General features: G+C 60.0%; 24 protein-coding genes and 1 pseudogene. 15 read left to right on the top strand and 10 right to left on the bottom strand.

Features of this window, described 5'->3' with window-relative positions; all coding sequences use genetic code 11:
• Positions 1–9 precede the first annotated feature (9 nt).
• The gene (locus tag ACOQOQ_RS11700) at positions 10–1,140 is read left to right on the top strand and encodes a zinc-dependent alcohol dehydrogenase family protein (protein WP_420567166.1); all 1,131 of its coding nucleotides are present in this window, start codon (positions 10–12) and stop codon (positions 1,138–1,140) included.
• Here ACOQOQ_RS11700 and ACOQOQ_RS11705 read toward each other — a convergent pair.
• Together ACOQOQ_RS11705 and ACOQOQ_RS11710 are read right to left on the bottom strand one after the other, a co-directional pair.
• Entirely contained in the window at positions 1,135–2,358 is a 1,224-nt protein-coding gene (locus ACOQOQ_RS11705; protein ID WP_420567167.1) for an MmgE/PrpD family protein, read from the bottom strand. The genes ACOQOQ_RS11700 and ACOQOQ_RS11705 overlap by 6 nt on opposite strands.
• An 82-nt stretch (positions 2,359–2,440) precedes the next feature.
• Positions 2,441–2,914 carry an aminoacyl-tRNA deacylase gene (locus ACOQOQ_RS11710; protein ID WP_420567168.1) on the bottom strand — a complete coding sequence of 158 codons (474 nt, stop codon included), beginning with the start codon at positions 2,912–2,914 and terminating at the stop codon, positions 2,441–2,443.
• A 161-nt stretch (positions 2,915–3,075) separates the two neighbouring features.
• Between ACOQOQ_RS11710 and ACOQOQ_RS11715 the strand changes: the two genes are divergently transcribed.
• From ACOQOQ_RS11715 to ACOQOQ_RS11725, 3 genes are read left to right on the top strand one after another with little or no spacing between them, the layout of a single operon-like run.
• A complete protein-coding gene (locus tag ACOQOQ_RS11715) occupies positions 3,076–3,816 on the top strand; it encodes a 5-oxoprolinase subunit B family protein (RefSeq protein ID WP_420567169.1) in 741 nt (246 codons plus the stop codon).
• Complete coding sequence (locus ACOQOQ_RS11720) at positions 3,813–4,829, top strand: biotin-dependent carboxyltransferase family protein (protein WP_420567170.1); 1,017 nt, start codon at positions 3,813–3,815, stop codon at positions 4,827–4,829. Before ACOQOQ_RS11715 ends, ACOQOQ_RS11720 begins: the two co-directional genes overlap by 4 nt.
• Entirely contained in the window at positions 4,826–5,599 is a 774-nt protein-coding gene (locus ACOQOQ_RS11725; protein ID WP_420567171.1) for a LamB/YcsF family protein, read from the top strand. The genes ACOQOQ_RS11720 and ACOQOQ_RS11725 overlap by 4 nt, the downstream gene beginning before the upstream one ends.
• Before the next feature lie 7 nt (positions 5,600–5,606).
• On the opposite strand, the gene ACOQOQ_RS11730 is transcribed toward ACOQOQ_RS11725, so the two are convergent.
• The 4 genes and pseudogenes from ACOQOQ_RS11730 to ACOQOQ_RS11745 form a co-directional block, all read right to left on the bottom strand.
• Positions 5,607–6,002 (bottom strand): response regulator, encoded by a 396-nt coding sequence (locus tag ACOQOQ_RS11730; protein ID WP_420567172.1) that lies wholly within the window; start codon positions 6,000–6,002, stop codon positions 5,607–5,609.
• 41 nt (positions 6,003–6,043) lie between these two features.
• The gene (locus ACOQOQ_RS11735) at positions 6,044–7,132 is read right to left on the bottom strand and encodes an ATP-binding protein (RefSeq protein ID WP_420567173.1); all 1,089 of its coding nucleotides are present in this window, start codon (positions 7,130–7,132) and stop codon (positions 6,044–6,046) included.
• A gap of 62 nt (positions 7,133–7,194) precedes the next feature.
• Positions 7,195–7,440 (bottom strand): ATP-binding protein, encoded by a 246-nt coding sequence (locus ACOQOQ_RS11740; RefSeq protein WP_420569767.1) that lies wholly within the window; start codon positions 7,438–7,440, stop codon positions 7,195–7,197.
• Between the two features lie 305 nt (positions 7,441–7,745).
• Positions 7,746–8,570: pseudogene (locus tag ACOQOQ_RS11745) on the bottom strand (histidine kinase dimerization/phospho-acceptor domain-containing protein); the annotation flags it as partial.
• A gap of 509 nt (positions 8,571–9,079) precedes the next feature.
• Here ACOQOQ_RS11745 and ACOQOQ_RS11750 point away from each other — a divergent pair.
• Complete coding sequence (locus tag ACOQOQ_RS11750; protein WP_420567174.1) at positions 9,080–9,670, top strand: acyl-homoserine-lactone synthase; 591 nt, start codon at positions 9,080–9,082, stop codon at positions 9,668–9,670.
• An 80-nt stretch (positions 9,671–9,750) separates the two neighbouring features.
• Positions 9,751–10,191, top strand: coding sequence for a type II 3-dehydroquinate dehydratase (gene aroQ / locus ACOQOQ_RS11755; protein WP_420567175.1), 441 nt, complete (start codon positions 9,751–9,753; stop codon positions 10,189–10,191).
• Here the strand turns inward: aroQ and ACOQOQ_RS11760 are convergent.
• Complete coding sequence (locus ACOQOQ_RS11760; protein WP_420567176.1) at positions 10,188–10,991, bottom strand: enoyl-CoA hydratase/isomerase family protein; 804 nt, start codon at positions 10,989–10,991, stop codon at positions 10,188–10,190. The two genes, aroQ and ACOQOQ_RS11760, sit on opposite strands and share 4 nt — an antisense overlap.
• Before the next feature lie 120 nt (positions 10,992–11,111).
• On the opposite strand from ACOQOQ_RS11760, the gene ACOQOQ_RS11765 reads away from it, so the two are divergent.
• From ACOQOQ_RS11765 to ACOQOQ_RS11805, 9 genes are all read left to right on the top strand, one after another.
• Complete coding sequence (locus ACOQOQ_RS11765) at positions 11,112–12,002, top strand: hypothetical protein (protein WP_420567177.1); 891 nt, start codon at positions 11,112–11,114, stop codon at positions 12,000–12,002.
• 362 nt (positions 12,003–12,364) lie between these two features.
• Complete coding sequence (acs, locus tag ACOQOQ_RS11770) at positions 12,365–14,329, top strand: acetate--CoA ligase (protein ID WP_420567178.1); 1,965 nt, start codon at positions 12,365–12,367, stop codon at positions 14,327–14,329.
• Positions 14,330–14,334: 5 nt separating this feature from the next.
• Positions 14,335–15,009, top strand: coding sequence for an adenylate kinase (locus ACOQOQ_RS11775; RefSeq protein ID WP_420567179.1), 675 nt, complete (start codon positions 14,335–14,337; stop codon positions 15,007–15,009).
• Between the two features lie 67 nt (positions 15,010–15,076).
• On the top strand, positions 15,077–15,346 hold the full coding sequence (locus tag ACOQOQ_RS11780; protein WP_420567180.1) for a DUF4212 domain-containing protein: 270 nt from the start codon (positions 15,077–15,079) through the stop codon (positions 15,344–15,346).
• 5 nt (positions 15,347–15,351) lie between these two features.
• Positions 15,352–17,139 carry a sodium:solute symporter family protein gene (locus ACOQOQ_RS11785; RefSeq protein ID WP_420567181.1) on the top strand — a complete coding sequence of 596 codons (1,788 nt, stop codon included), beginning with the start codon at positions 15,352–15,354 and terminating at the stop codon, positions 17,137–17,139.
• Between the two features lie 191 nt (positions 17,140–17,330).
• Positions 17,331–19,154, top strand: a complete 1,824-nt coding sequence (locus tag ACOQOQ_RS11790; protein WP_420567182.1) for a DUF294 nucleotidyltransferase-like domain-containing protein — start codon at positions 17,331–17,333, stop codon at positions 19,152–19,154.
• A gap of 29 nt (positions 19,155–19,183) precedes the next feature.
• Positions 19,184–19,705, top strand: a complete 522-nt coding sequence (locus ACOQOQ_RS11795; RefSeq protein WP_420567183.1) for a hypothetical protein — start codon at positions 19,184–19,186, stop codon at positions 19,703–19,705.
• Positions 19,705–21,117, top strand: a complete 1,413-nt coding sequence (locus ACOQOQ_RS11800; RefSeq protein WP_420567184.1) for an exonuclease domain-containing protein — start codon at positions 19,705–19,707, stop codon at positions 21,115–21,117. The genes ACOQOQ_RS11795 and ACOQOQ_RS11800 overlap by 1 nt, the downstream gene beginning before the upstream one ends.
• Before the next feature lie 106 nt (positions 21,118–21,223).
• On the top strand, positions 21,224–21,424 hold the full coding sequence (locus ACOQOQ_RS11805) for a hypothetical protein (protein ID WP_420567185.1): 201 nt from the start codon (positions 21,224–21,226) through the stop codon (positions 21,422–21,424).
• Here ACOQOQ_RS11805 and ACOQOQ_RS11810 read toward each other — a convergent pair.
• The 3 genes from ACOQOQ_RS11810 to ACOQOQ_RS11820 all read right to left on the bottom strand — a co-directional run bounded on the left by ACOQOQ_RS11810 (position 21,421) and on the right by ACOQOQ_RS11820 (position 24,589).
• On the bottom strand, positions 21,421–22,137 hold the full coding sequence (locus tag ACOQOQ_RS11810) for an RlmE family RNA methyltransferase (protein WP_420567186.1): 717 nt from the start codon (positions 22,135–22,137) through the stop codon (positions 21,421–21,423). The genes ACOQOQ_RS11805 and ACOQOQ_RS11810 overlap by 4 nt on opposite strands.
• 46 nt (positions 22,138–22,183) lie before the next feature.
• Positions 22,184–23,401 (bottom strand): MFS transporter, encoded by a 1,218-nt coding sequence (locus tag ACOQOQ_RS11815; RefSeq protein WP_420567187.1) that lies wholly within the window; start codon positions 23,399–23,401, stop codon positions 22,184–22,186.
• A 75-nt stretch (positions 23,402–23,476) separates the two neighbouring features.
• Complete coding sequence (locus tag ACOQOQ_RS11820; protein WP_420567188.1) at positions 23,477–24,589, bottom strand: Ppx/GppA phosphatase family protein; 1,113 nt, start codon at positions 24,587–24,589, stop codon at positions 23,477–23,479.
• Positions 24,590–24,818: the final 229 nt, after the last annotated feature.

Below are 24,818 nucleotides of genomic sequence, written 5' to 3' on the forward strand. Positions count from 1 at the left end.
GAGAATATTATGAAAGTCAAAGCCGCCATTCTTGAAGAAATCGGCCGCCCCGGCCCCTATGCCGAAACGCGCCCGCTGACCATCGAGGAAATCGACCTGGAAGGCCCGCGCGAAGGCGAGGTTCTGATCAAGATCGAGGCGGCGGGGCTGTGCCACTCGGACCTGTCGGTGATCAACGGCGACCGTCCGCGCCAGGTGCCCATGGTGCTGGGCCACGAAAGCGCGGGCGTGATCCAAGAGGTCGGCCCCGGAGTGACCCGTTTTGCGCCCGGCGATCACGTGATTACGGTCTTCGTGCCCAGCTGTGGCCATTGCCCGCCTTGCCGTGCGGGCCGTCCGGCGCTGTGTGAACCGGGGGCGGCCTCGAATGGCGCCGGAGAGATGATCGGCGGCGGCACGCGCCTGTCCCGGAACGGGCAAACGATCTATCACATGACCGGGGTGGGCTGTTTTGCCGAGTATGCCACGGTCTCGCAGAACTCATTGGTCAAAGTGGACAAGGACGTGCCGTTGGACATCGCTGCCGTGATGGGCTGCGCGGTGCTGACGGGGGCAGGGGCCGTGTTCAATACGGGCGACGTGACCCCGGGCTGCACCACGGCGGTGGTCGGTTTGGGCGGCGTTGGTCTGTCCGCCGTCATGGCTGCCCATGCTGCGGGGGCCGAAAAAATCGTGGCCGTCGACATCCTGCCTGACAAGCTGAAGATCGCGCAAGAGCTGGGCGCGACCCATGTGATCAACTCCAAGGACCCCGATGCCCTGGAAGAACTGCGCCAGATCACGGACGGCGGCGTGGACGCGGCGCTGGATTTCACCGGAAATGTGCATGCCTTGGGCTTTGCCTATCAGGCCACCCGGCGCGGTGGCGCCACGGTGACCGCTGGCCTGCCACATCCCGATGCCAAGTTAGAGATCCCCGCCGTCACCCTGACCGCCGAGGAGCGTGTGCTTAAGGGCAGCTATCTGGGCTCGGGCATTCCCACCCGGGACATTCCCCTGTTCCTGAAGCTGTTCGCGCAAGGACGGATGCCGGTGGACCGCCTGATGACCCACAAGATCGCGCTGGATGATATCAACGAAGGCTTTGACCGCCTGCATTCGGGCCAGGCGATCCGCCAGGTCATCGACATGTCTTCATAAGGCGCGGACCATGGCGCCCAGATCTGCGGCGCTTAACTGCTGGGGTGCGTCCAAAACCTCTGTCAGGGCGCCCGGCCCAATCAGGGCCTCGGCCTTCCGGCGCAGCTTGGCCTGGGTCACCTCGGGCGGCAGGGGGGTATCCAGATCATGGCAAGCTTCGATCCGGGTTCCATCCGTCAGGGTGATCTGGCACGCGGCCTGCATATCCGACAGGCTGTCATCCGCGATCACCTCGACCTGCCGGGCGAATCTGCCAAGGCGCGCGTCCCCGGCCAGCGCATCGGTGTATTCGCGGTCGCTTTGTGTGGGCCGCCCCGCCATCACCATCCCGGCCAACCATTTATAGCTGAACTTGACCTCAAGCCCCGTGGTGGGCGCCGGATTGTTGCACACCTTCAGCCAGCGCGGGTTGGTCCGCAGCTGCAGGTTGGCCACATTGTCCAAAGTCAGCCCGTACTGCGCCCGAGCGTCCTGCAAAGCCTCGATCATTGCGTGGGTGCCGTGGCAGCACGCGTGAAACTTGTACTTAACATTGTCGAACAGAAACTGCCCCGCGGGCGGGAAGTCCCCCACCTGAGGCGTATGCGTGGGCACAAACCCCTGAGGCCCCATAAGCCCGTCTTCGGGGGCGCTCATGCCCCGGCGGGCCAGCTTGGCGCATTCCACCCCGTTGGCGGCCGCCACCCCGGCGTTATAGGGCTTGCCCATGGTCCCGAATTGCGACTTCAGCCCCGAGGCTCGCGTGGCGCACAGCCCCAGCGCGGTGCGGGTCTGCGCTTCGTTCAGTCCCATCAGCCGCGCGGCCGCCACCGTGGCCCCAAACGCACCGGCCGTGGCGGTCTGGTGAAAGCCCAAATTGTAGTGGGCCGCGCCCAAGGTCAAACCCACACGGATCGCGGCTTCGGCGCCCAAAAGGAAAGCACCGATCACGTCATTGGCCGAGGCCCCGACCTCTTCCCCCACCGCCAGCGCGGCGGGGTAGATGCCAACGGACAGATGGCCGACATGGGCGAAATGCGTGTCGTCAAAATCCAGCGCATGCGAGGTGGCCCCGTTAACCAAAGCGGCCATCCGCGCAGGCGCCTTTCCTGCCCCAAAGATCGAGGCTGCTTCGAAACCGCGCTCTTCCTCGGCCAGTGCCCGCAGGTGGGCTGCCACGGGTTCGCCAATGCCGGCGCGTCCACACACCATCCAGTCAAAAAGGGAAAACTTAGCCATTACCAAACTCTTGTCCGGCAAAGTTGATGTGTCAAAAGAGGTGAGTTTTAGCAAAGTGTCTGTCAGGGTCATCATGCTTTCCTCAGGCGCAAAGGGGGCGAAACTGCGCGTTCAGCTGCTGCGCGGCCGCCCGCAGATCCAACCGCAGCATCATTCCGCGCTTGCCGCCGTTAACCACCAATGGCGTGTCCAGCGCAGGGCATTCATGCACCGCAACAGGGACACGTTTTTTCTGGCCAAAGGGGCTGATGCCGCCCGTGTGGTAGCCGGTCAGACGCTCGGCCTTGGCCTGATCCATCATCTTGGCTGACTTGCCGCCAAACGCCGCCGCTGCCCGCTTCATTGATACCGTCTGATCCGAGGGGATCACCACGCAGGCCGGTTTGCCGTCAACTTCGACCATCAGGGTTTTGAACACATGATCCGCGGGCATCCCGATTGCTTCGGCGGCTTGCAGGCCGACACGGTCTTTGCCCGGCGCATAGGTGTATTCCAACACCTCGAAGGCGAGGCCCTGTTTGGCCAGATAACGGGTGGCGGGGGTGGCTGTGCTCATGGCTCTTTCTTGGCTGTTGTCTGCCGTGTTGTTCCATGATTTTTCTGGCCGCGCAAATGTTTGCGGCCAGCCTGCCCAGGCAGGATGCAAATTCCGTCTTGCGGCGACGCCGAGAATTGCCAAGAGTGCTGCCTCAATTGTTTGACCCTGAAAGGCGCTGCATGTCCGCATCCAATCAAAACTGGCCCAGTCTTCGGTCCGTGGGTCTGGATGGGGTGTTGGTCAGCTTTGGTGGCAGCCTAAGCGAGCCTGCAAACCGCGCTGCGCTGGCCTTTCGGGCGGCCGTAGATCGCGCTGGCTTTGCCGGGGTGGTTGAAACTGCGCCCTCGTTAGTGTCCTGCTATGTTCGCTATGAACCGCTGGAGGTCGATCCGCAGGAGCTAAGAACACAGCTGCAAGGCCTGATGGATGGCCGTGATTGGTACGCCGCGCCCCTGCCGCAGGGGCGCCGGCTGTGGCGGATACCAACTGTTTACGGCGGTGCCTTGGCGCCTCAGCTGGCCGAGGCTGCCGGTCTTGCCGGGATGTCGGAAATTGATGCGATCACTGCGCTATCTTCGGCGCGTGTCAGGGTGCAAACCATTGGTTTTGCGCCGGGAATGCCTTATCTGGGCGCGCTGCCCCAGGCGTGGGATATCCCTCGGCAGACGGATTTGACACCGAATGTGCCTGCCGGCGGGCTGTGTGTGGCGATCCGTCAGCTGGTGCTTTTCCCGGTGGCCACGCAGACAGGATGGCGGCAGGTTGGCCAGACGGCGATCCGTCTGTTTGATCCGACTTCTGACACGCCCTTTGTGCTGCGCCCCGGAGACGAGGTGCAGTTCCCCGCGATCGATTTGGACACACTGGACACATTGCGGGACGACCCGCTGGGCGGTGCCATCAGCGAGGAGCTGCCATGACCCGCCACCTGACAGTTCTGCGAGCCGGGCCGGGATTGAGCGTTCAGGATCAGGGCCGTGTGGGCTTTTTGGCGTATGGCCTGTCTCGAGGCGGGGCGGTCGACCGTGTGGCTTTGGCCGAGGGCGCGGCGCTGTTGCAGCAATCCCCTGAATGCGCCGCGATTGAAATGGCTGGAATGGGAGGCGAGTTCACTGCCTCCGACGACATGCGAATTGCGCTGACCGGAGCGCAGATGCAGGCTCGGATCGGGGATCAGTCGCTGCGCTGGAACGCCAGCCACCTGTTGCCCAAGGGGGCGGTATTGACCATCGGTGCTGCGGTATGTGGCAGCTATGGCTATCTGCATCTTGGTGGCGGCGTAGAAAGCGCTTTGCAACTGGGCGCGCGTTCGTCCCACTTGGCCGCCGGAATCGGAGGTCTTCTTGAGGCGGGCCAGTCGCTGCCCATCGGTGTGGATACCACAGAACTGACCGGTCAAGGGTTGCGCCCCTTGCCGCGGATGGGCGGCGGGACGGTGCGGATGGTCGCTTCTCTGCAAACACATTTGTTTAATAATGTCCTACAAGTTTTTGAAAATACATCGTTTACGCGGGATGTGCGTGGCAATCGCATGGGCGTGAAAATGGCCAGTGACGGCCCCGGATTTGCCCTTGATGGCGCGTTGAGCGTCCTGTCCGAGGTGATCGCCCCGGGCGATATCCAGATCACCGGGGACGGCGCGCCCTTCGTGTTGCTGGCCGAGTGTCAGACCACGGGCGGCTACCCTCGGATCGGGACGGTGTTGCCTTGTGATCTGCCGCGGGTCGTGCAGGCCCGCCCCGGAGAGAGCCTGAAGTTTCACTTTGTTTCCGAACAAGAGGCGCTGGAGGCCGAACGACGTCATCGCGCCGATCTGGCCGCATTGCCCAATGCGCTGTACCCTTTGATCCGCGATCCGCATGACATCGGCGATCTGCTGTCTTATCAATTGATCAGCGGTGCCATTGCAGGCACAGAAGAGGACATGCCATGACCCTGACCGTCGATCTGAACGCCGATATGGGCGAAAGCTTTGGGCCTTGGGGCATGGGCGATGATGCAGCGTTGCTGCAGGTTGTCAGTTCGGCCAATGTGGCCTGCGGGATGCATGCGGGCGATTGGGATACAATGGCGCAAACCATGCGACTGGCACGGGAAAACGGTGTTGGAATTGGTGCCCATCCAGGCTTTGCCGACCTGCAGGGCTTTGGCCGGCGCAAGCTGCATATGCCATTGAATAGTCTGGCCAATCTTGTCGCCTACCAGCTGGGCGCAGCGCAAGCTATGGCGCAGGGGCAGGGCGGCAGGGTCCGGCACCTGAAATTGCATGGCGCATTGGCCAACATGGCCGCAGAGGACAAACAGATGGCGCTGGCGTGTTATCGCGCGGCCCTGGCGATTGATCCCCAGTTGATCATCATGGTGCTGGCGGGCACGCAGCAACAGGCTGCGGCCCATGAACTGGGCTGCAGAACCGCGTGCGAATTATTCGCCGATCGCGCATATAATGACGATGCAACGCTGGTCGATCGCAGCCAGCCAGGCGCGGTGATCCATGATCCTGAAGCGGCGGCCGCGCGGGTGCTGCAAATGGTTCAGGCAGGGGCGATCATCAGCGAAACAGGCAAGCACATCCCCACGCGGATTGATACGATCTGCCTACACGGAGACACGCCGACCGCAGTGCAGATCGCGCGCGCTGTACGCACCGGGCTGGAACGGGCAGGGGTCGGGATCAAGGTGTTCGAAGGGACGCCGATTTAAGCGGGGTTCAGCCGTTCTCGGACTGGAACTGAGCCCAGTGCTGGCTGATCTTGGCGCAAAGATCCACAGGGTCGAAAGGCTTGGTGATTACGGCCAGACATCCCTGTTCCAGCAGCCGCTCGGCAAAGGCGCTTTCGGCTTTGGCCGTCAGGAACACGGCCGGTATGTTTTCAAACCCGGGGATCATGCGCAGGCGATGCCAGGTTTCTTCGCCGGTCATTTCCGGCATCATCACGTCCAGTAAAAACAGCTGAGGCGCAAATTCTGCAGCATTGGCGATGGCTTTGGGGCCCGATTCATACTGCTCAACCTCGAACTGGCCTACCAGCTCAAGCGCCATTTTAACAATGACGCGGATATCCTCGTCATCATCAACATGCAGAATTCGTTTCAGCTCTTCCATCGCGGGTCGTCTTCTTTTTGTCGCGGCCAGTTTCCAGCGGATCAACGCGGCACCGATGGCGGTGTTTGCCGGGGCAGATTCACGTAGAAGGTCGTTCTGTCCCCACTATTGCACGAGACGCCGATTTCGCCACCATGTGATTTGACAATTTTTTTACAAATCGCCAGCCCCAGCCCGGTCCCTTTCACTTTCGAGGCAGATCCAGGAGCGGCCTGGACATAGTTGTCGAAAATCGAGGCGCGCAGGTGCTCGGGGATTGTCTCGCCGCCGTTGGTGATGCGGATCTGCCAGTGCTCATCCTCTTCGTGGATATTGACGTGAACGGTCTCGTTCGGGGGCGATGCCTTGATTGCGTTGGACAGCAGGTTTGCCAACAGCTGGTGCAGACGCAGCGGCAGGCCATTGACCCAACCATGATCCGGCGCGGCAACCAGCTGGATCGAGACATTGTGTACGGCGCAATATCCCAGATGTGCGGTCACGGCCTCTTTGGCCAAGGCGACCAGGTCCAGCAATTCGTGATCTTCGGCTGCATCCGATGGGTTGGCGCCAAGTTTCTGCAGATCAAGGATGTCCTCGGCGATGGACAGCATGTTCTCGGCGTTGCGCTGTACCAGGGCGACCAAGGTTTTTGCCTGGGCGGGCAGCTCTCCAACAGTGTCATTTTCCATCAGTTTCAATGCCCCCATGATCGAGGTCAGGGGCGTGCGCAGGTCGTGGACAATCTCGGAAAAGGCTTCGGCGCGGGCGCGTTCCAACTGGCGGCGGTGTTCGCGGTTGCGCAGAACCGAGACAAAGACCTTGCCGCTGTTCAGGGATGTAAGCATTCGGGTGCTGATCTCGACCAGGCCTTTTTCATGCAGGGTTTCGATGGTGACCGTATCGGCCAGCCCCAGGCGCAAAGGTTCGACATGTTTGTGAAAGCCATCGACGTCGAAATTGGCCGAGGAATCCCAGATTTTTTTGCTACGCACTTCGGGCTTGGTCCATTCGCAGCGCAGCCTGGCGGTTTTGTTGGCATAGACAAGCTGAAGGGTATCCGAATCGTAAACGTAGACCTCGTCGTGGAGCTCTTCGAGGATCGTGCTGAGATAGCGCTGGCTAAGGTCTGTTGGGATTGGGTGGAACATTTTCGCTTACATTCGTTACTAATAAAAAGGGGCGACGGGATTTTATGATCTGGTTTGCGCTGTCAGTTTTCGGGTTGCTGTTCAGGATGAGCGCGCTGAAGCGTCAGCAGGAACGTCGTGCCTTCGCCCAGGGTGCTGAGGTATTCCAGCCGGCCTTTGTGGCGGCTGACAATCTGTTTCGAGATATTCATGCCCAGCCCGGTACCGCCCACTTTGCGTTGGTCGGTGGAATCGATCTGGGTGAACTGGCCGAAAACGCGCTCTTCCGAGCCTTCGGGAATGCCGACACCATAGTCGATGATGGCGATTGTAACCTCGTCCTCGCTGGCGCGGGCGCGTACGTCAACATGGCTGCCCTCATTCGAGAACTGTTGGACAGCAGGTTGCTGAGCACCTGCATCAGGCGGTTGCGGTCGCCTTTGATCAGGAAGTCCTTTTCGGGCAGCAGCGGGGTGACCTGAATGTCCATGCTTTGAGCAAAGCCATCGTTGGCCTCGATCGCGTCGGTCAGCAGGCGCTTGACGCTGAGGTCCTCAAAGTTGAACACCATTTCGCCGGCTTCGAATTTCTGCAGATCCAGTAGGTCGTCGATCAGGTTGGCCAGACGGACCGAGTTCTTGCCCGCGATTTCAAGCACCGAATGCAACTGCGGGGGCACTTCGCCAAGCGTGCCTTTATTCACCAGGTCCAGCGAACCCTTGATCGAGGTCAGCGGCGTTCGCAGCTCGTGGCTGACTGTGGACAGGAACTGAGACTTCACGGTCAGCGCGGCCAGGGTGCGTTCGTGTTCACGGCGCAGCTCTTCCAGCTGACGGACATGGGCGCGGTAAAGCTTAAGGAATTGGAACGAGATATCGATGATGAAGTACATCACGAAAATGATCGTGAAAAACTCCAGCCAGGGCTGCGAGTCGATGGGCGGGTAGTACCGCAGGATGTCCATCAACGCGATATAGGTAAAGGTCGCGCCATAGATCAGCAGGCGCAGCACCAATGCGGGCACGACCTGGTGGTTGTTCATGGCGGCAAACAGCGCTGCGGCAAACAAGAAGAACAGCGGGGTGAAGTGACCGCCAGAGTCCTGTTGCAGTGCAACCGCCAGAATGAACAGGCAAATCGCGCTCGAACTGACAAGCGTGTTGAACAGGATTGCGGTCAAAAAACGATAGGCGACGCGCAGGTCGCTACCTTTCCAGCGTTTCATCCGGCGCGCAACGATCAGGTCCAACACCTCAGAGCAGAGTACGCCCGAGTAGGTGATGACAGCCGTGGTCGCGTTGAAGTAGAACGCCGTCAACAGTGTCGCGGCCAGGAAAATTGCCTGCCGCTGCCAAATCAGATTGGTCGTGACATCGACATAGTCCCGAAGCTGGCGCTCAAGCCGCTCGGGTTTTTGCCAATCCTGCTGGCTTTGGGTGATGAATGCTCGAAGGGGCATGGCGTAAGCTGCCGTATCGTTTCTTATCTGTTGCCATTCACTTCTAATTTACGAAATTGGCGAAAGTTCGGCGAGAAATGCCATTCTTCCTTTTGGTCAAAATTTAATCGGCGAAAAATGACTTAAAATGGTTGGTGAATAGGCATAAACCCGCTAAAATAGTAAAAATAAACTAAAGGATGCAAAAAAAGGGGGCTTATCTTGGCTCTTCAGGCCAAGATTGCATTGCTTTTGCACTCTTAACGCTACGACATGTGTTGCACACGCACCATTGTGGCGTTTTTTTGGTTATGAAGCGAAAAAACTTGGGTGATTTGCGCAAGCGCTTGTCTAAACTGGGAAAAAAAGATCGGGCAGGAATAATGAATATTGCAGTTGCAGGGCGTCGTGGGCGCTCTTTGCAGGTCTTTCCGGAACTTGAACCCGTTTCGTCCAGCCGCCCAGCAGGGGGGGTGCGACGTTCGGCCAAAAGGCCTGCCCCATCGCCGACCGGACATGTTCGTTCGACGATGATGTCTTTCTCGAACGTGGGTCACTTCGGTGATCTGCTGCCGAATTTTCTGAGGGCGCGCAAGCGGACCTTCATCGATCGGCTGCATTGGGACTTGCCCCATACCGAGGGCATGGAGTTCGATCAGTACGACACGCCCCAGTGCCGCTGGGTGGCGGTACACGAATATGGCGAGATACTTGGCGGCTTCCGTTTGGCGCCGACAACGGCCAGTTGTGGCGGGTTTTCCTATATGCTGCGGGACGCACAACGCGGGATGCTGGGGCAGATCCCCCGCGATGTCCTGTTCATCGAGGCGCCCGTTGACCCGCGCATCGTCGAGGCCTCGCGCTTGTTCATAGCTGAAGACGTTCCGGCCTCGCGGCGGATCCAGGTGCAAAGCGTGATCATGGGCCAGATGGTGGCCTGCACGGTGCAGATGGGCGCGACCCATACGATCGGAATCGTCCCCGCCGTTTGGTCACGTTGGCTACGCCGGATGGATCTGGACGCCGTGCCCGTGGGCCGCAAATTCCGGATTGACGGGGTCACCAGTCAGGCGGCGATTTTCAACGCGGCCAAGTTCCAAGCTGGTCTGCACGCACACTAGGGCTTAACACTTGCCTTCGGACGCGCGATAAGGGGCAGGGGTCCGCAAGGGCTCGACGATCAAGGACCAAGGTAAAGCGGATGACTCGCACTATCTATATTCTGAACGGCCCGAACTTGAATCTGTTGGGCAAGCGCGAGCCTGAAATCTATGGGCACGCCACGCTTGAGGATGTCGAGCGGACCTGCGCCTCTGTCGCGAACGAGTTCGGCCTGTCCGTGCATCTGCTGCAATCCAACTGGGAAGGCAAACTGGTCGACTGGATTCACGAGGCCCGTGAAAAGGCAGCCGCGATCGTGATCAACCCGGCGGCGTTGACCCATACCTCGGTGGCGTTGCTGGACGCGCTGAACACTTTCGAGGGCCCGGTGATCGAGGTTCACATCAGCCAGGTCCACAAACGCGAGGCCTTTCGGCATCATTCCTATGTCAGCCAGCGCGCTGATGCGGTGATGGCGGGGTTTGGTGTGGCCGGATACGAGCTGGCCATTCGCCATCTGGGCGCAAGTCTGGCTGATTAACGGCCCTTGAAGTCTGGCGCGCGCTTTTCAAAGAACGCCTCGCAGCCTTCGGCGAAATCCTCAGATGTATAAAGGATTGCCTGCGTGTCCCGCTCGGCCGCCAGGAATTCTGGCAGGGTCAGGGGAAGCCGGGACATCAACTCTTTGGAATAGGCATGGGTTAGGGGCGCGCCTTGGGAAACCTCGTCGGCCAGCGTCAGCGCATGTTGGATTGCGTCTGTCGCAACGGCTTCTTCGACAAGGCCCCAATCCAATGCTTGCTTTGCATCAATGACCCGACGGGTAAAGGCCAGCCATTTGGTGCGGCCAGTGCCGATGCGCGGGGGCAGGGTGTACAGTGACGCCAAGTCGGGGATCAGCCCCAGCTTGCCGAAAGGCAACGAGAACTTGGCGTCCTGCGAGGCCACGACGATGTCGCAAGCCGCCGCCAGCGACAGGCCGGCGCCAACGCACCATCCTTCGACCGCAGCGATGATGGGTTTGGGGCTGCTGATGATGGTTTGCATCAGTGCGCCCGCCGTCTGCATCCGCGCGCGCCCAGCGACCGAGGTGATGCCCTTCATGGTCGAGATGTCCCCACCCGCGCTGAAGCACCCCTGAACCCCGGCGATGACGATGGCACGGATCGCGTCGTCTGCAATGGCGGCCAGCAGCTGCACCCGCAGCTCTTCGCGCAGCTCGGGCGACAGGGCGTTGCGCCGCTTGGGCAGGTTCAGCCACAATAGGCGGGTTTCGCCATGGGTCTGGCCGATGCACAGGCCATCCTGCGGGGTGGGTTCCGTCAGCGGGGTCTGGGTCATGTTTACTCCTCCTCAACTTATTCGCATGCGTACTGTCTTTGGGTGCCGCTGCCAAGCGTGAACCGCTAGGCAGGGGGGGGTATCCGTGTTAGCAAAGTCCCACGGCAGAAGGGTAAAGGTATGAAGCTAGCGTTCGTGACCATGGTATGGCGAGACTACTGGCTTCTGGACAAATGGGTCCGCCACAATGCGCAATATGTGGATCGGCGGAACCTGTATGTTCTGAATCACGGCGGAGACCCCAAGATCAACGAGATCGCCGCCGGCTGCAACGTCATCCACATCCCCCGCGAAGAGCTGACCATTGATCTGGATCGCCGCCGCTGGGATCTGCTGGGCGGGGTGACGAACGGGCTGCTGGCCTTTTATGACCGGGTGATCTGCACCGATGTGGACGAGCTGATCGTCTATACCGGCGACGACGGTGGGTTGCTGGATCACTTGGCGCGCAGCCAGGCGGACACCGTTGCACTGTCCCCTGTCGGGCTGAACCTGATCCCCAGCGAGGGCGAGGCCGATGTCTCGGACGGGGTGCTGCAGGCCCATCCGCAGGCGATCCTTAGCGCCAAATACACCAAGCCCTGCATTGTGAAATCGCGCGTGGTCTATACGATCGGTGGCCATGGTCTGGTGCGCGGCAGGTTCACCATCGATCCGCAGCTGCTGCTGTTTCACTTGCACTATGTGACCCCCGACTACGCGCAGCGCATGGCCGAGAGGCAAGAGATCGTCGCCCAGTCCAAGGCGCATAACGACAGCTCGGACGATCCGGCCAATGTCGGTAAACGCTTCTGGATCAACTGGTCCGACCCCGCGATGATCCGCGAAAAAGAGTTCGCCCATTTCGCCAGGGCGCAGGACATTGATGTCTCGGATGGTTTCGACGAATGCGCGCGGCTACTGAACCAGGCGATCAAGCATGACGGCAAAAAACGTGTCGTGGACCATGCGATCATGGCCCAGGCCCCACGCCGGGTGACGGTACCCGCCGCTTTGCGGAGTGCACTGTAAAGGCGAAGCTTGCGCTCATGGGATTCTATGAGCGGGAATCAAGACCGTGTTGTTCTGTCACACAGGCCGTTCCGGGGAGTCCCTTGGCCTGGGCGGTCCCGCGATTGACTTGCGCTTCCTGACGACCTCTCGGGGTTTTCACATTTTCGTGTTGTTTTGCAGCCAGTTACGCCGCGTCACATAGCGTAATTTACAATGGCCTCCAGAAAAGTGAAAAAATTTTACAAATAAATTCAGCTTTTCTGCATACTTATTCCAATGTTTTCATTTTCGATTATGCTCTAGTCGGAGCGCGGATAATTTTAATTTTGCCTGTCAACTATGATGGGCCCCGATTTAATATCCAAGGGAGGAACCTTGCAGTGACATCCGAAACTAAGTCCGACCCCATTATCCCAGTACCTGCATCCTTTGCGTCCGGCGCGCATGTTGATGGAGCGAAATATGACGCGATGTATGAGGCCTCGATGGCTGATCCTGATGCGTTCTGGGGCGAGCATGGCAAGCGTCTGGACTGGATCAAGCCTTACACGAAGGTAAAGAATACCAGCTTTGAGCCGGGCAATGTCTCGATCAAGTGGTACGAGGACGGCACGCTGAACGTTGCGGCCAACTGCATCGACCGTCATTTGGAAACCCGCGGTGATCAGACGGCGATCATTTTCGAGCCCGATGATCCGGCCGAAGAGGCGCAGCACATCACCTATAAGCAGCTGCATGCCAGCGTTTGCAAGATGGCCAACATCCTGGAAGACATGGGCGTGCGCAAGGGCGACCGGGTCATCCTGTATCTGCCGATGATCCCCGAGGCGGCCTATGCGATGCTGGCCTGTGCGCGCATCGGTGCGATCCACTCGATCGTGTTCGCGGGCTTCAGCCCGGACGCGCTGGCGGCCCGTGTGAACGGCTGTGACGCCAAGGTTCTGATCACCGCCGACTACGCGCCGCGCGGTGGCCGTCAGACCCCGCTGAAATCCAACGCTGACGAGGCGCTGCTGCACTGTAAGGACACTGTTAAGTGTCTTGTCGTAAAACGCACCGGAGGTCAGACCACCTGGGTTGACGGTCGTGACTATGACTATAACGAACTGGCGCTGGAGGCGGATGATTACTCCAAGCCGGCCGAGATGAACGCCGAGGATCCGCTGTTCATCCTGTATACCTCGGGCTCGACCGGCCAGCCCAAGGGCGTCGTGCATTGCACCGGCGGCTATCTGGTCTATGCCTCGATGACCCACGAGATCGTCTTTGACTATCACGAGGGCGATATCTTCTGGTGTACCGCGGATGTGGGCTGGGTCACCGGCCACAGCTATATCGTCTATGGTCCGCTGGCCAATGGCGCGACCACGATCATGTTCGAAGGTGTGCCGACCTATCCGGATGCGGGCCGGTTCTGGGCTGTGTGTGAAAAGCACAAGGTGAACCAGTTCTACACTGCCCCCACCGCGATCCGCGCCCTGATGGGCCAGGGCACCGAATGGGTGGAAAAATACGATCTGAGCGACCTGAAGGTTCTGGGCTCGGTGGGTGAACCCATCAACCCCGAGGCCTGGAACTGGTACAATGACAATGTCGGCAAGGGCAACTGCCCGATCGTGGACACCTGGTGGCAGACCGAAACCGGCGGCCACATGATGACCCCGCTGCCCGGCGCCCACGCGCTGAAGCCCGGCTCGGCGATGAAGCCCTTCTTTGGCGTCAAAACCGTGGTTCTGGACCCGCATACCGGCGAAGAGATCACCGATTACCCGACCGAGGGCGTGCTGTGCATCGCCGACAGCTGGCCGAGCCAGATGCGCACCGTCTGGGGCGATCACGAACGGTTCGAGAAGACCTATTTCTCGGATTACAAGGGCTACTATTTTGCCGGTGACGGCTGCCGCCGCGACGCCGATGGTGACTTCTGGATCACCGGCCGCGTCGATGACGTGATCAACGTGTCCGGTCACCGCATGGGCACCGCCGAGGTCGAAAGCGCGCTGGTCGCCCACGCCAAGGTGGCCGAGGCCGCCGTGGTTGGCTATCCGCATGACATCAAGGGCCAGGGCATTTACTGCTATGTCACCCTGATGAACGACGTGGAACCCACCGAGGAGCTGCGCAAGGAACTGCGTACCTGGGTCCGCACGGAAATCGGCCCGATCGCCGCACCCGACCTGATCCAATGGTCGCCCGGCCTGCCGAAAACCCGCTCGGGCAAGATCATGCGCCGCATCCTGCGCAAAATCGCAGAAAACGACTATGGATCCCTCGGCGACACCTCAACACTCGCTGACCCCTCCGTCGTCGACGACCTCATCGAAAACAGAATGAATAAGGGGTAAGGCAGATGACTGCTGCGACCCCCGCTGTTCTGATCCTTCTCGGCCCTCCGGGTGCCGGGAAGGGAACCCAAGCCCGTGTTCTGGAAGAGAAATTCGGGCTGGTTCAACTGTCGACCGGTGATCTGCTGCGTGCAGCTGTTGCCGCCGGAACCGAGGCTGGTCTGGCCGCAAAGGCCGTGATGGAAGCAGGTGAGCTGGTCAGCGACGAGATCGTGATCAACATCCTGCGTGACCGGCTGGCCGAGGACGACTGCGCCAAGGGCGTTATTTTGGATGGTTTCCCACGCACCACGGTGCAGGCCGAAGCCTTGGATACGCTGCTGGCCGAAAGCGGTCAGAAAATCAACGCTGCGATCAGCCTTGAGGTGGATGACGCGGCGATGGTGACCCGGATTTCGGGGCGCTACACCTGCGCTGGCTGCGGCGAAGGCTATCACGATAGCTTCAAACAGCCTGCCAAGGATGGTGTGTGTGACAAGTGCGGCGGCACCGAGATGAAGCGCCGCGCAGATGATAACGCCGAAACGGTGGCCAGCCGCCTGGAGGCCTATCACGCGCAAACCGCGCCGCTGATCGCGTATTACGACGATCAAAAAGTTTTGCAGGGCATCAACGCCATGGGCGATATTGATGCGATTGCGAATGCCCTTGCGGAAATTGTCGAAAAGGCAATGTCGTAAGGTTTTCACCGTCCCGCCGTCTCTCATCGTATCGGCGGGGCTCTGGAGGAAGAGGAGGACCCGTTTCATGACGGATCAAAACACTACACGCGAGTCGGACAAGGCCTACTGGTCTGCCAACGTCCGTATTATTCTCGTCAGCCTGGTTATCTGGGCTGTCGTGTCGTTCGGCTTTGGTATTCTGCTGCGTCCGGCCCTGTCGGGCATCGCAGTCGGCGGTACCGATCTGGGCTTCTGGTTTGCGCAACAGGGCAGCATCCTTGTGTTCCTGGCGCTGATCTTTTTCTACGCCTGGCGCATGAACACGCTGGACAAAGAACACGGCGTTGAGGAGTAAGTTCCATGGATCAGTTTACAATTAACCTGCTGTTTGTTGGCGCGTCTTTTGCGCTGTACATCGGCATCGCGATCTGGGCCCGCGCGGGCTCGACGTCTGAATTCTATGCTGCTGGCCGGGGCGTTCACCCTGTCACCAACGGTATGGCAACTGCAGCTGACTGGATGTCGGCAGCCTCGTTCATCTCGATGGCGGGTCTGATCGCGTTCACCGGCTATGACAACAGCTCGTTCCTGATGGGCTGGACCGGTGGCTACGTGCTGCTGGCACTGCTGCTTGCACCTTACCTGCGTAAGTTCGGCAAGTTCACCGTGTCCGAGTTCATCGGCGATCGCTTCTACAGCCAAACCGCCCGTATCGTGGCCGTTATCTGTCTGATCGTTGCCTCGACCACCTATGTGATCGGTCAGATGACCGGTGTGGGCGTGGCCTTTGGCCGCTTCCTGGAAGTGGATAACACCACCGGCCTGTTGATCGGCGCCTGTGTTGTGTTCGCTTACGCTGTGTTTGGTGGCATGAAGGGTGTGACCTACACCCAGGTTGCTCAGTACTGTGTTCTGATCATGGCCTACACTATCCCGGCCATCTTCATCTCGCTGCAACTGACCGGCACTCCGATCCCTGCGCTGGGTCTGTTCGGCGAGCACGCCGCTTCGGGCGAGCCTCTGCTGGCCAAACTGGACGCAGTGGTTACTGAGCTGGGCTTCAACGAGTACACCGCACACCACGCCGACACCTTCAACATGGTGCTGTTCACCCTGTCGCTGATGATCGGTACTGCGGGTCTGCCTCACGTGATCATGCGCTTCTTTACTGTGCCTCGCGTTGCTGACGCACGTTGGTCGGCTGGCTGGACCCTGGTGTTCATTGCTCTGCTGTATCTGACGGCTCCGGCTGTGGGTGCCATGGCGCGTCTGAACATCACTGAAATGATGTGGCCGAACGGCGGCATCCAGGGCGGTGCTGTGACCACGCAACAGATCGAAACTGAAGAGCGTTATGCTTGGATGTCGACCTGGCAGAAAACCGGTCTGCTGGACTGGGAAGACAAGAACGGCGACGGTGCCATCCAGTACTACAACGACAAGAATGCCGATCTTCAGGCAATCGCGTCCGAGAACGGCTGGAAAGGCAACGAGCTGACCAAGTTCAACCGTGACATCCTGGTTCTGGCCAACCCCGAAATCGCCAACCTGCCGGGTTGGGTGATCGGTCTGGTCGCCGCGGGTGGTCTGGCAGCTGCGCTGTCGACGGCTGCGGGCCTGCTGCTGGCAATCTCGTCTGCTGTGTCGCATGACCTTATCAAGGGCGCCATCAACCCGAGCATCTCGGAAAAAGGCGAACTGATGTCGGCGCGGGTTGCTATGGGTGTGGCTATCGCAGTTGCGACCTACCTTGGTCTGAACCCTCCGGGCTTCGCTGCTCAAACCGTGGCCTTGGCCTTCGGTCTGGCCGCTGCGTCGATCTTCCCGGCGCTGATGATGGGTATCTTCTCGACCAAGATCAACAACAAGGGTGCCGTCGCTGGCATGCTGGCTGGTCTGGTTGTGACCCTGGTCTACATCTTCCTGCACAAGGGCTGGTTCTTCATCCCGGGCACCAACAGCTTCAGCGATGCTGATCCGCTGCTGGGTACCGTGAAGTCCACCTCGTTCGGTGCTATCGGTGCTGTGGTCAACTTCGCAGTTGCCTATGTCGTCGCCGGCATGACCGAGGAAACCCCTGACGAGATCAAGGAACTGGTCGAAAGCGTCCGCGTCCCCCGTGGCGCAGGTGCCGCCCAGGACCACTAAGATCCCCTGGCAGGGGCATCGAACTCCCGTTATGTCCCTGCCAACTTCCAATCCCGCCCATTCCAAGCATGGGCGGGATTACTTTTTCCGAACAATTGCTTGCAAAGATCCCCGTTTCTGAGATGGATCATGTTGCAGCGCCTTCTGACAGGCTATCGTCTGCGCGATTTCAGAGCCTTGTGGAGCCATAAATGCCCTCTCGATTGCCAGATTTTTATCGTTTTCTGACCTCGGTCCACCCCTATGACGTGCTGCCCCCCGACGAGCTGGAGGTGCTGGCCAACAAGTTTCAGGTGCTGCAGTTGTCGGCAGGGGACATCGTCTATGCCCATGGCGAGGATTTGCCGGGTCTTTACCTGATCCATTGGGGGCAGGTCGAAGTGCGCGACGAAAACGACGTTCCTGTGTCCCTGCTGGGGATGCGTAACTCGTTTGGCGAGCGGGGCCTGCTGCGCGATGGTCGCGCCGTCACCAGCGCCAAGGCGGTCGAGGATTGCACTTTGCTGCTGCTTCCCGCCCATGACTTCGCAGCACTGCTTGAAACCAACGAGCAGGCTCGTCGCTTCTTTGATCGTTCGCGCAGCCAAAAACCCAAGGACAATGATCTGGCCACCAGCCGGGTGGACACGCTGATGGCGCGCGCGCCTCAGACCTGCGATCCGGATACGGACGTGCAGACTGCTGCCGTCATGATGCGCGATTTCGGCATCTCGTCCTTGTGTATCATTGATCAGGAAAAACTGGCCGGCATTCTGACCGTGCGCGATCTGTCCAACAAGGCTTTGGCCGGGGCGCTGCCCTTGGACACGCCTATCAGCCGGATCATGACCCGCGATCCGATTACCCTGTCCCCCAGCGCCATCGGATCGGACGTTCTGCACGCGATGATGGAGCGCAAGATCGGCCACATCCCGATCTGCGAAAGCGGTAAGCTTGTGGGCATCGTCACCCAAACCGACCTGACCCGGTTCCAGGCCGTATCCTCGGCCGAACTGGTGTCCGAGATCGCCCATGCCGCCACCGCAAGCGAGATGGCCAAGGTGACCGCGCGCATTCCGCAGCTGCTGGTCCAACTGGTCGCTGGCGGCAACCGTCACGAGGTCGTCACCCGCCTGATCACCGATATCGCCGATACCGCTACCCGCCGCCTGCTGGCCCTGGCCGAGGAAAAACTGGGCCCACCACCGGTCCCCTATCTGTGGCTTGCTTGCGGCAGCCAAGGACGGCAAGAGCAGACAGGGGTCAGCGATCAGGACAACTGCCTGTTCCTGGATGACGCCGTGACCGACGCCCAAATGCCCTATTTCGAACAGCTGGCGAAATTCGTCTGCGATGGTCTGGATGAATGTGGCTATGTGTATTGTCCCGGCGACATGATGGCGACCAACCCGCAATGGTGTCAGCCCCTGCGTGTGTGGAGGGAATATTTCCGCAGCTGGATCCAAAAGCCCGATCCGATGGCGCAGATGCTGGCCTCGGTCATGTTTGATCTTCGCCCCATCGGTGGCTCCACCGGCCTGTTTCAGGATCTGCAAGAGGACACGCTAAGAGCGGCCGAGGCGAACTCGATCTTCGTGGCGCATATGATCGGCAATTCGCTGAAGCACCACCCGCCGCTGGGGCTTTTGCGTGGTTTTGCGACTATCCGCTCGGGCGAGCATAAGAATACTCTGGACATGAAGCACAACGGCGTCGTGCCGATCGTCGATCTTGGCCGCATTTACGCGCTGCAAGGCCAACTGACGGCCGTGAACACCCGCGCCCGACTTGAGGAAGCCGGCGCCAAAGGGGTGCTTAGCCCGTCGGGTGCGCGCGATCTGCTGGACGCTTATGATCTGATCGCCGAAACCCGCCTGTTGCACCAGTCGCGTCAGATCAAACGGGGTGACGCCCCCGATAACTATATGGAATTGGCCGAATTGTCTGATTTTGAACGCAGCCACTTGCGCAATGCATTCGTGGTCGTCAAAAGCTTGCAATCTGCGGTCGGACACGGAAAAGGGGCCGTGGGCTAAGACCCAACGCGCCAAGGAGGAGAGGCCGCATGTTTCTGGAATTGATCGCAACCTTCATCGCAGGGATTGCCGCCGCAGGGGTACTGATGCTGGTGAACCGCGCCTTAGGTGGGCGCCTGCCACGCTGGTTGATCCCGGTCGCGGCTGGGGCAGCGATGCTGCTGTCGACGATCAGTAGCGAATACAGCTGGTACAGCCGGACGGCGGGCCCTCTTCCCGAAGGGATCGAGGTGGCCGAAACCATCGAAAGCAAGGCGATGTACCGTCCCTGGACCTATGCCAAACCCTATATCGAGCGGTTCGTGGCCGTCGATGTGGGCACAGCGCGACGCAACCCTGATCAGCCGGGCAAAGTTCTGGTGGACCTGCTGTTCTTTGGCCGCTGGCAACCTCTGCAAACGCTGGCGGTGATGTTCGATTGTACGAACAACATGCAGACGCTGGTTCCCGAGGAAGTGAACTTTGATGAAAACGGCGCTCTGATCGGGGCCAAGTGGGGACCGATTCCGGCGGACGAGCCGACCTTCAAGCTGGCTTGCGGAGGTGCGTGATGCTGACCAATCTAAGCCTGCGGATACGGATATTTCTGTTCTTCGTTCTGCTGGGGGTGGGCGGTCTGGCTGTTGTGCTGGGCGCTCTTTTTGTCGGGTATAACAAGGCGTTGACCGGGGATGCGACCTCGGGGTTCACCTTGGCGGCGATTATTTCAGGATTTGGGTTGCTGGGCCTGTGCGCAGGCGTATGGTTGCTGTTTGACGAAAACGTCGCCAAACCGATCGAGCGTCTGGCCGCAGGGCTGCGCGCGCAGGCACATGCAGGTGTGGGAACCGGTTTGACGGACGATGCCGCCAAATACCTGGGTGATCTTGCCCCCGCTGCGCAAGCCATGTCCAAGCAGTTGTCGGAAACCGCCGTCAATACCGCAAGCCTGGTCGCTGCTGAAACCCAACGACTGGCGACCGAGCGGGACCGCCTGACGGCCCTGCTGACCGAAATCCCCGTGGCCACGGTTCTGGTTAATCCCAACCACCAGATCGTACTGTATGATGGGCAAGCAGCGGCCGTTCTGGCCCAGATTCACACACCGCGTCTGAACAGCCCGATTTTTGATTATTTTGATCAGTCCGCCATTGAAACGGCCTGGAAGAAGATGACCAAAGAGGGGATGGAGGTGGCCTTTAGCGCTGACGGCGTGGGCAGTGACGAGTATTTTGATCTGCGTATGAAGCCTCTGGATCAGGGCGCGGGTTATTTGCTGGTGATCGACGCGCTTGAGGCACATATCACCCCCGAAGCAGCGCGACCGCTGATTTATGACTTTGATTTGCTGGAACAAAATGCGGGCACCAGCGCGGATGAAACCTGCTTGTCTGATCTGACTTACGTGGTGTTCGATACCGAAACGACCGGGCTTTTGCCCCATAAGGACGAGATCGTTCAGATCGGTGCCGTGCGCGTGGTGCGCGGAAAAATCGTCCCGGCCGAGCAGATCGACACGCTGGTCAATCCGCAGATGCCGATCCCTGCGGCCTCGACCCAGGTGCATGGGGTCAGCGATGCGATGGTCGCGGATGCGCCGTTGATCGACACGGCGGCGGTTGAGTTTCACCGCTTCGCCCGCGGCTCGGTCATCGTGGCGCATAACGCTCCATTCGACATGGCTTTTATGCATCGTCACGGCAAGCGGCTGGGGCTGGAATGGGATCACCCGGTGCTGGACACGGTTCTGGTGTCTGCTGTGCTGTTTGGGGCCAGCCAGACGCATACCTTGGATGCCTTGTGTGACCGTCTGGGCGTGACCATCCCCGAGGCGTTGCGCCACACGGCGATGGGTGACGCCTATGCCACCGCCGAGGTGCTTTGCAAGATGCTTCCCATGATGGAGGCGCGCGGTATCCGTACCTTCGGGGACATGCTGACCGAGACCCGCAAGCATGGCCGCCTGCTGGAAGATCTGAACTGATTTCGCTTCAGAGTATGGGATTTCCTTAGGTTTTCCTTGGGCTTGCGCCATTTGCGCCGCAATCTGTCTGCAGACTGGACGGTGAGTTGCACCGCCGGAGGCCCCCATGCCCGCCAAAGACATGCCGCATCATCTGCGGGTCAGCCTGGAAAAACACGCGCGCCTGTTCGAGCTGCTGCGCCAGCAGAACCTGACGGCTTCCAGCCGTGTGGGGCGCAAAACCCGTGCGCTGGACGATCCGGCCGAAGCGTCGCTTTTGGCGGCGGCCAATGCGTCCTTTTCCAAGCCGATTGGCGGGTATCTTTAACCCCGGAACCCCATCGCGACCACGAATTTTTCGGAACTGTCCGAGCGTGACGCAGGCGGTTTCATGTTCACCACCTTGGTGAATTTCTGCTTCAGCAGCTTTTGCAGATCACCCTCGGCGCCGCCAGCAAGCACCTTGGCAACGAAGGTGCCGCCCTCTTCAAGCACATCAAACGCGAAATAGGCTGCGGCCTCGCACAGGGCGATGATGCGCAGGTGGTCGGTCTGTTTATGCCCAGAACTGGAGGCCGCCATGTCCGAAATCACCACGTCAGCCTTACCGTCCAGCCACTCCTTGACCTGCTGATCGGCGTCATCGGCCATGAAATCCAGCTGGTGGGTTTCGGCACCCGCGATGGGTTCGACTTCCTGCAGGTCGACACCCAGAACAGTGCCGATTTTCTTGCCGGACTTCTCGCCCAGTGCGTTGACGCGTTTTACCGCGACCTGGCACCAGCCTCCGGGCGCACAGCCCAAATCCACGACACGAGCGCCGGGCACAAGAAAGCGAAACTTGTCATCCAGCTCCAGAATCTTGAAGGCCGCGCGACCGCGATAACCCTCGGTCTTGGCGCGTTTGACATAGGGATCGTTCAGCTGACGCTGCAACCACCGGGTCGAGCTAAGGCTGCGCCCACGGGCGGTCTTTACCTTGACCTTCAGATCGCGCTGTCCGCGCCCGGATGTATTCTTGGTCACCTGTTTCGTCTCCATTCGTCATCCCGACGCATACCTGCCAGTGCGACAGGGGGCAAGGGGGCTAGCTGGCGGTGGCCAGCAGCGGTGCGCTGGGGCCGTTCATCCGGCGATAAAAGGTGCTGATGATCAAAAGGTTCACTACGCCCGCCGCAGCGGCGATCAGATAGGTCGCGGTATAAGCTCCGGTCAGATCGAAAAGTACGCCGCCAAACGTGCCCCCGATTGCATGGCCGAACCAGCCGAACAGGGTGATGGTGCCCGTGGCGCCGGCCCGATGCTCGGCCCGTGTCAGCATCCGAACACTGACCAAAATACCTGTCATCACGCCCGCATAGCCAAAGCCATAGATCACCGCGTATAGGTAAATCGTTGGTAATGTATCCACGATCAGGAACCCGGCCACCATAACAGTCATCCATGCCGTCGCGGTCATGTAAGCGCGGAGGCTACCGATGATGTCGGCCAGTTTGCCAAAGGCGATCCGTCCAAGGATGCCAGCCATCAGCATCACGAAAATCACGCTGCTGGCGCGTTCCGGGGCCAGGCCCTTGTCCTGCAGCAGCGGAACAAGATGCATCAGCGGCACCGACATGCAGGTGCAGCACAGAACCACGGCGGGGCTCATCCATGCGATCAGGGTTTTGACGGGCGGCAGGTCTTGCTCGTCCATCGCAGTTTGGGCGGCGGCTGTCGCGGTCTGGGCTGGGGCAGGGCGTAACAACAGCGCCAGTGGGACCAGCACCACCAGCATGATGATCCCGGTGGCCATGAATGCGCCGCTTAGCCCGAAACCGCTGATCAGAAAGGTCGAGCCAAACGGCACGCCGCCCTGTCCCAGGGCCTGACCGGCCGAAGCGATGCCGATGGCCAGGCCAGCGCCCAGCCGGAACCATCCGCCTACGGCGGCCATCACCGGCGCGAAAATCGCTCCGGCGCCAAAGAAGCCGCCAAATACGAATAGGGCATAGAACTGCCAGGGCTCGTGCATGAATGAGGCCAGAATATAGGTCAGCCCCAGCATCACCGCGCCAAACAGCACAACCGGGCGCACGCCGCGTTTGTCGGCCACGCGGCCCATCACCATACCGCCAAAAGCCAGCCCGATGATGCCTGAGAAATTTATCAGCGATACCGTACCCCTTTGCCAGCCAAAGGCCTCTTGCATAGGTACGACAAAAGCGGTGATGCCATTCACGATGGCCCCCATCGACACGGCCAGTATCAAGGCCGAAGCAATGACCACCACCCACCGATAAGCCGGTTGGTTCAAATCTGTCATGATGTATCCCCCTGACAATCCCGAACATGGTATCAGAGGTAGCGCGAACCGCAAAATTCGCTTTGCGCAGATCAATCAGTAGGGGGCGTCTTCCAGAACGCCGTCCGCGCTCATTTGCGCATAAAGCAACCCCTCACGCAGGCCCCGGTCTGCCACGGACAGCCGGTCGGTGGGCCAGCAACGCAGCAGCGCCTGCAAAATCGCCGAGCCTGACATAATCAGCGCATGCCGATCCTGCCCGATGCGCGGGTCGCGGCGTCTGCCGGTCGGGCCCAGATTCAGATAACCCCGGATGACCTTGTCGATCTGCTCGGACGTCATGCGCAGCCCGTCGACTTTGGTCCTGTCATAGCGTTTCAGCCCAAGATGCGAGGCTGCCACCGTGGTGACGGTGCCGCTGGTTCCGACGATCTGGAATCCCTCTTTGCACTGTTCTTCAGCATAGGGGCTGAATTCCGAGAGGTTCTCTTCGAAAAACCAGCTCATCAGGGCGAAACGGGCGGCGTCATCATCCACATCGTGGAATTGATCGCGCAGAGTGGCCACACCCAGGGGCACGCTGATCCAATCCACCACCTTGGCGGCGGGGAAGGGAGTGTTTTGCGGGTGAAACCCCTGATGCAGACGCATGATCGCGCGGGGGCGGTCACGTCGGGGGACGGAGCACAGGTCAATCCACACCAGCTCGGTCGAGCCGCCGCCAATGTCCACGACAAGCAACTGCTCGGTCTTGGTGCTGACCAGCGGCGCGCAGGAAATGACCGCCAAGCGGGCCTCTTCCTCGGGTTCAATGATTTCCAGACGCAGCCCGGTTTCCCGGTGTACCTTTTTGATGAATTCCTGTGCGTTGGACGCACGCCGACAGGCCTCGGTGGCGACCAGGCGCATCCGTTTGACCTTGTGACGTTTCAACTTTTGTTGACAGATGCGCAAAGCCTGCACCGTGCGCCCCATCGAGGCACGGCTAAGCTTGCCAGTACTCTCAAGCCCCGCGCCAAGTTGCACGGACTTCGAGAAACTGTCGACCACATGAAACTGGCTGCCCTTGGGCTGGGCAATCAGCATGCGGCAACTGTTCGTGCCCAAATCCAGCGCAGCATACAGCTCGGCCGGATCGGGCGGTTTGGGCGCGGAGCTCTCAACCGGTTTCGGGAATGCGCCCGCACCTCTGGGACGCTTGGGCGCCATGACTATACGCCCTCCATTTCAAGTTACTTTCAACCTAGTGAACTCATGCCCCCCGCGCAAGCACTGCGATGCGGCTCATGATGATGTTTAGGATTTTTCCGATCATGGGCGCTGGCCCTTTGCCGGGCAGTGCGGATACAACTACGGACGTCGCAGAGCGTGTTCTTTCTGTCGAAAACGACCCTTTTGTCGCGATTGGGCTGGTCTACAGATGGAACCAAGGAAACAG

The organism is Thalassovita sp. (genome assembly GCF_965218685.1).
Classification (GTDB): Bacteria; Pseudomonadota; Alphaproteobacteria; order Rhodobacterales; family Rhodobacteraceae; genus Thalassobius.

Coding starts and splice junctions, on each gene's coding strand:
- ACOQOQ_RS11700 (WP_420567166.1), top strand. CDS start 10: ATGAAAGTCAAAGCCGCCATTCTTGAAGAAATCGGCCGCCCCGGCCCC.
- ACOQOQ_RS11705 (WP_420567167.1), bottom strand. CDS start 2,358: ATGGCTAAGTTTTCCCTTTTTGACTGGATGGTGTGTGGACGCGCCGGC.
- ACOQOQ_RS11710 (WP_420567168.1), bottom strand. CDS start 2,914: ATGAGCACAGCCACCCCCGCCACCCGTTATCTGGCCAAACAGGGCCTC.
- ACOQOQ_RS11715 (WP_420567169.1), top strand. CDS start 3,076: ATGTCCGCATCCAATCAAAACTGGCCCAGTCTTCGGTCCGTGGGTCTG.
- ACOQOQ_RS11720 (WP_420567170.1), top strand. CDS start 3,813: ATGACCCGCCACCTGACAGTTCTGCGAGCCGGGCCGGGATTGAGCGTT.
- ACOQOQ_RS11725 (WP_420567171.1), top strand. CDS start 4,826: ATGACCCTGACCGTCGATCTGAACGCCGATATGGGCGAAAGCTTTGGG.
- ACOQOQ_RS11730 (WP_420567172.1), bottom strand. CDS start 6,002: ATGGAAGAGCTGAAACGAATTCTGCATGTTGATGATGACGAGGATATC.
- ACOQOQ_RS11735 (WP_420567173.1), bottom strand. CDS start 7,132: ATGTTCCACCCAATCCCAACAGACCTTAGCCAGCGCTATCTCAGCACG.
- ACOQOQ_RS11750 (WP_420567174.1), top strand. CDS start 9,080: ATGATGTCTTTCTCGAACGTGGGTCACTTCGGTGATCTGCTGCCGAAT.
- aroQ (WP_420567175.1), top strand. CDS start 9,751: ATGACTCGCACTATCTATATTCTGAACGGCCCGAACTTGAATCTGTTG.
- ACOQOQ_RS11760 (WP_420567176.1), bottom strand. CDS start 10,991: ATGACCCAGACCCCGCTGACGGAACCCACCCCGCAGGATGGCCTGTGC.
- ACOQOQ_RS11765 (WP_420567177.1), top strand. CDS start 11,112: ATGAAGCTAGCGTTCGTGACCATGGTATGGCGAGACTACTGGCTTCTG.
- ACOQOQ_RS11775 (WP_420567179.1), top strand. CDS start 14,335: ATGACTGCTGCGACCCCCGCTGTTCTGATCCTTCTCGGCCCTCCGGGT.
- ACOQOQ_RS11780 (WP_420567180.1), top strand. CDS start 15,077: ATGACGGATCAAAACACTACACGCGAGTCGGACAAGGCCTACTGGTCT.
- ACOQOQ_RS11785 (WP_420567181.1), top strand. CDS start 15,352: ATGGATCAGTTTACAATTAACCTGCTGTTTGTTGGCGCGTCTTTTGCG.
- ACOQOQ_RS11790 (WP_420567182.1), top strand. CDS start 17,331: ATGCCCTCTCGATTGCCAGATTTTTATCGTTTTCTGACCTCGGTCCAC.
- ACOQOQ_RS11795 (WP_420567183.1), top strand. CDS start 19,184: ATGTTTCTGGAATTGATCGCAACCTTCATCGCAGGGATTGCCGCCGCA.
- ACOQOQ_RS11800 (WP_420567184.1), top strand. CDS start 19,705: ATGCTGACCAATCTAAGCCTGCGGATACGGATATTTCTGTTCTTCGTT.
- ACOQOQ_RS11805 (WP_420567185.1), top strand. CDS start 21,224: ATGCCCGCCAAAGACATGCCGCATCATCTGCGGGTCAGCCTGGAAAAA.
- ACOQOQ_RS11810 (WP_420567186.1), bottom strand. CDS start 22,137: ATGGAGACGAAACAGGTGACCAAGAATACATCCGGGCGCGGACAGCGC.
- ACOQOQ_RS11815 (WP_420567187.1), bottom strand. CDS start 23,401: ATGACAGATTTGAACCAACCGGCTTATCGGTGGGTGGTGGTCATTGCT.
- ACOQOQ_RS11820 (WP_420567188.1), bottom strand. CDS start 24,589: ATGGCGCCCAAGCGTCCCAGAGGTGCGGGCGCATTCCCGAAACCGGTT.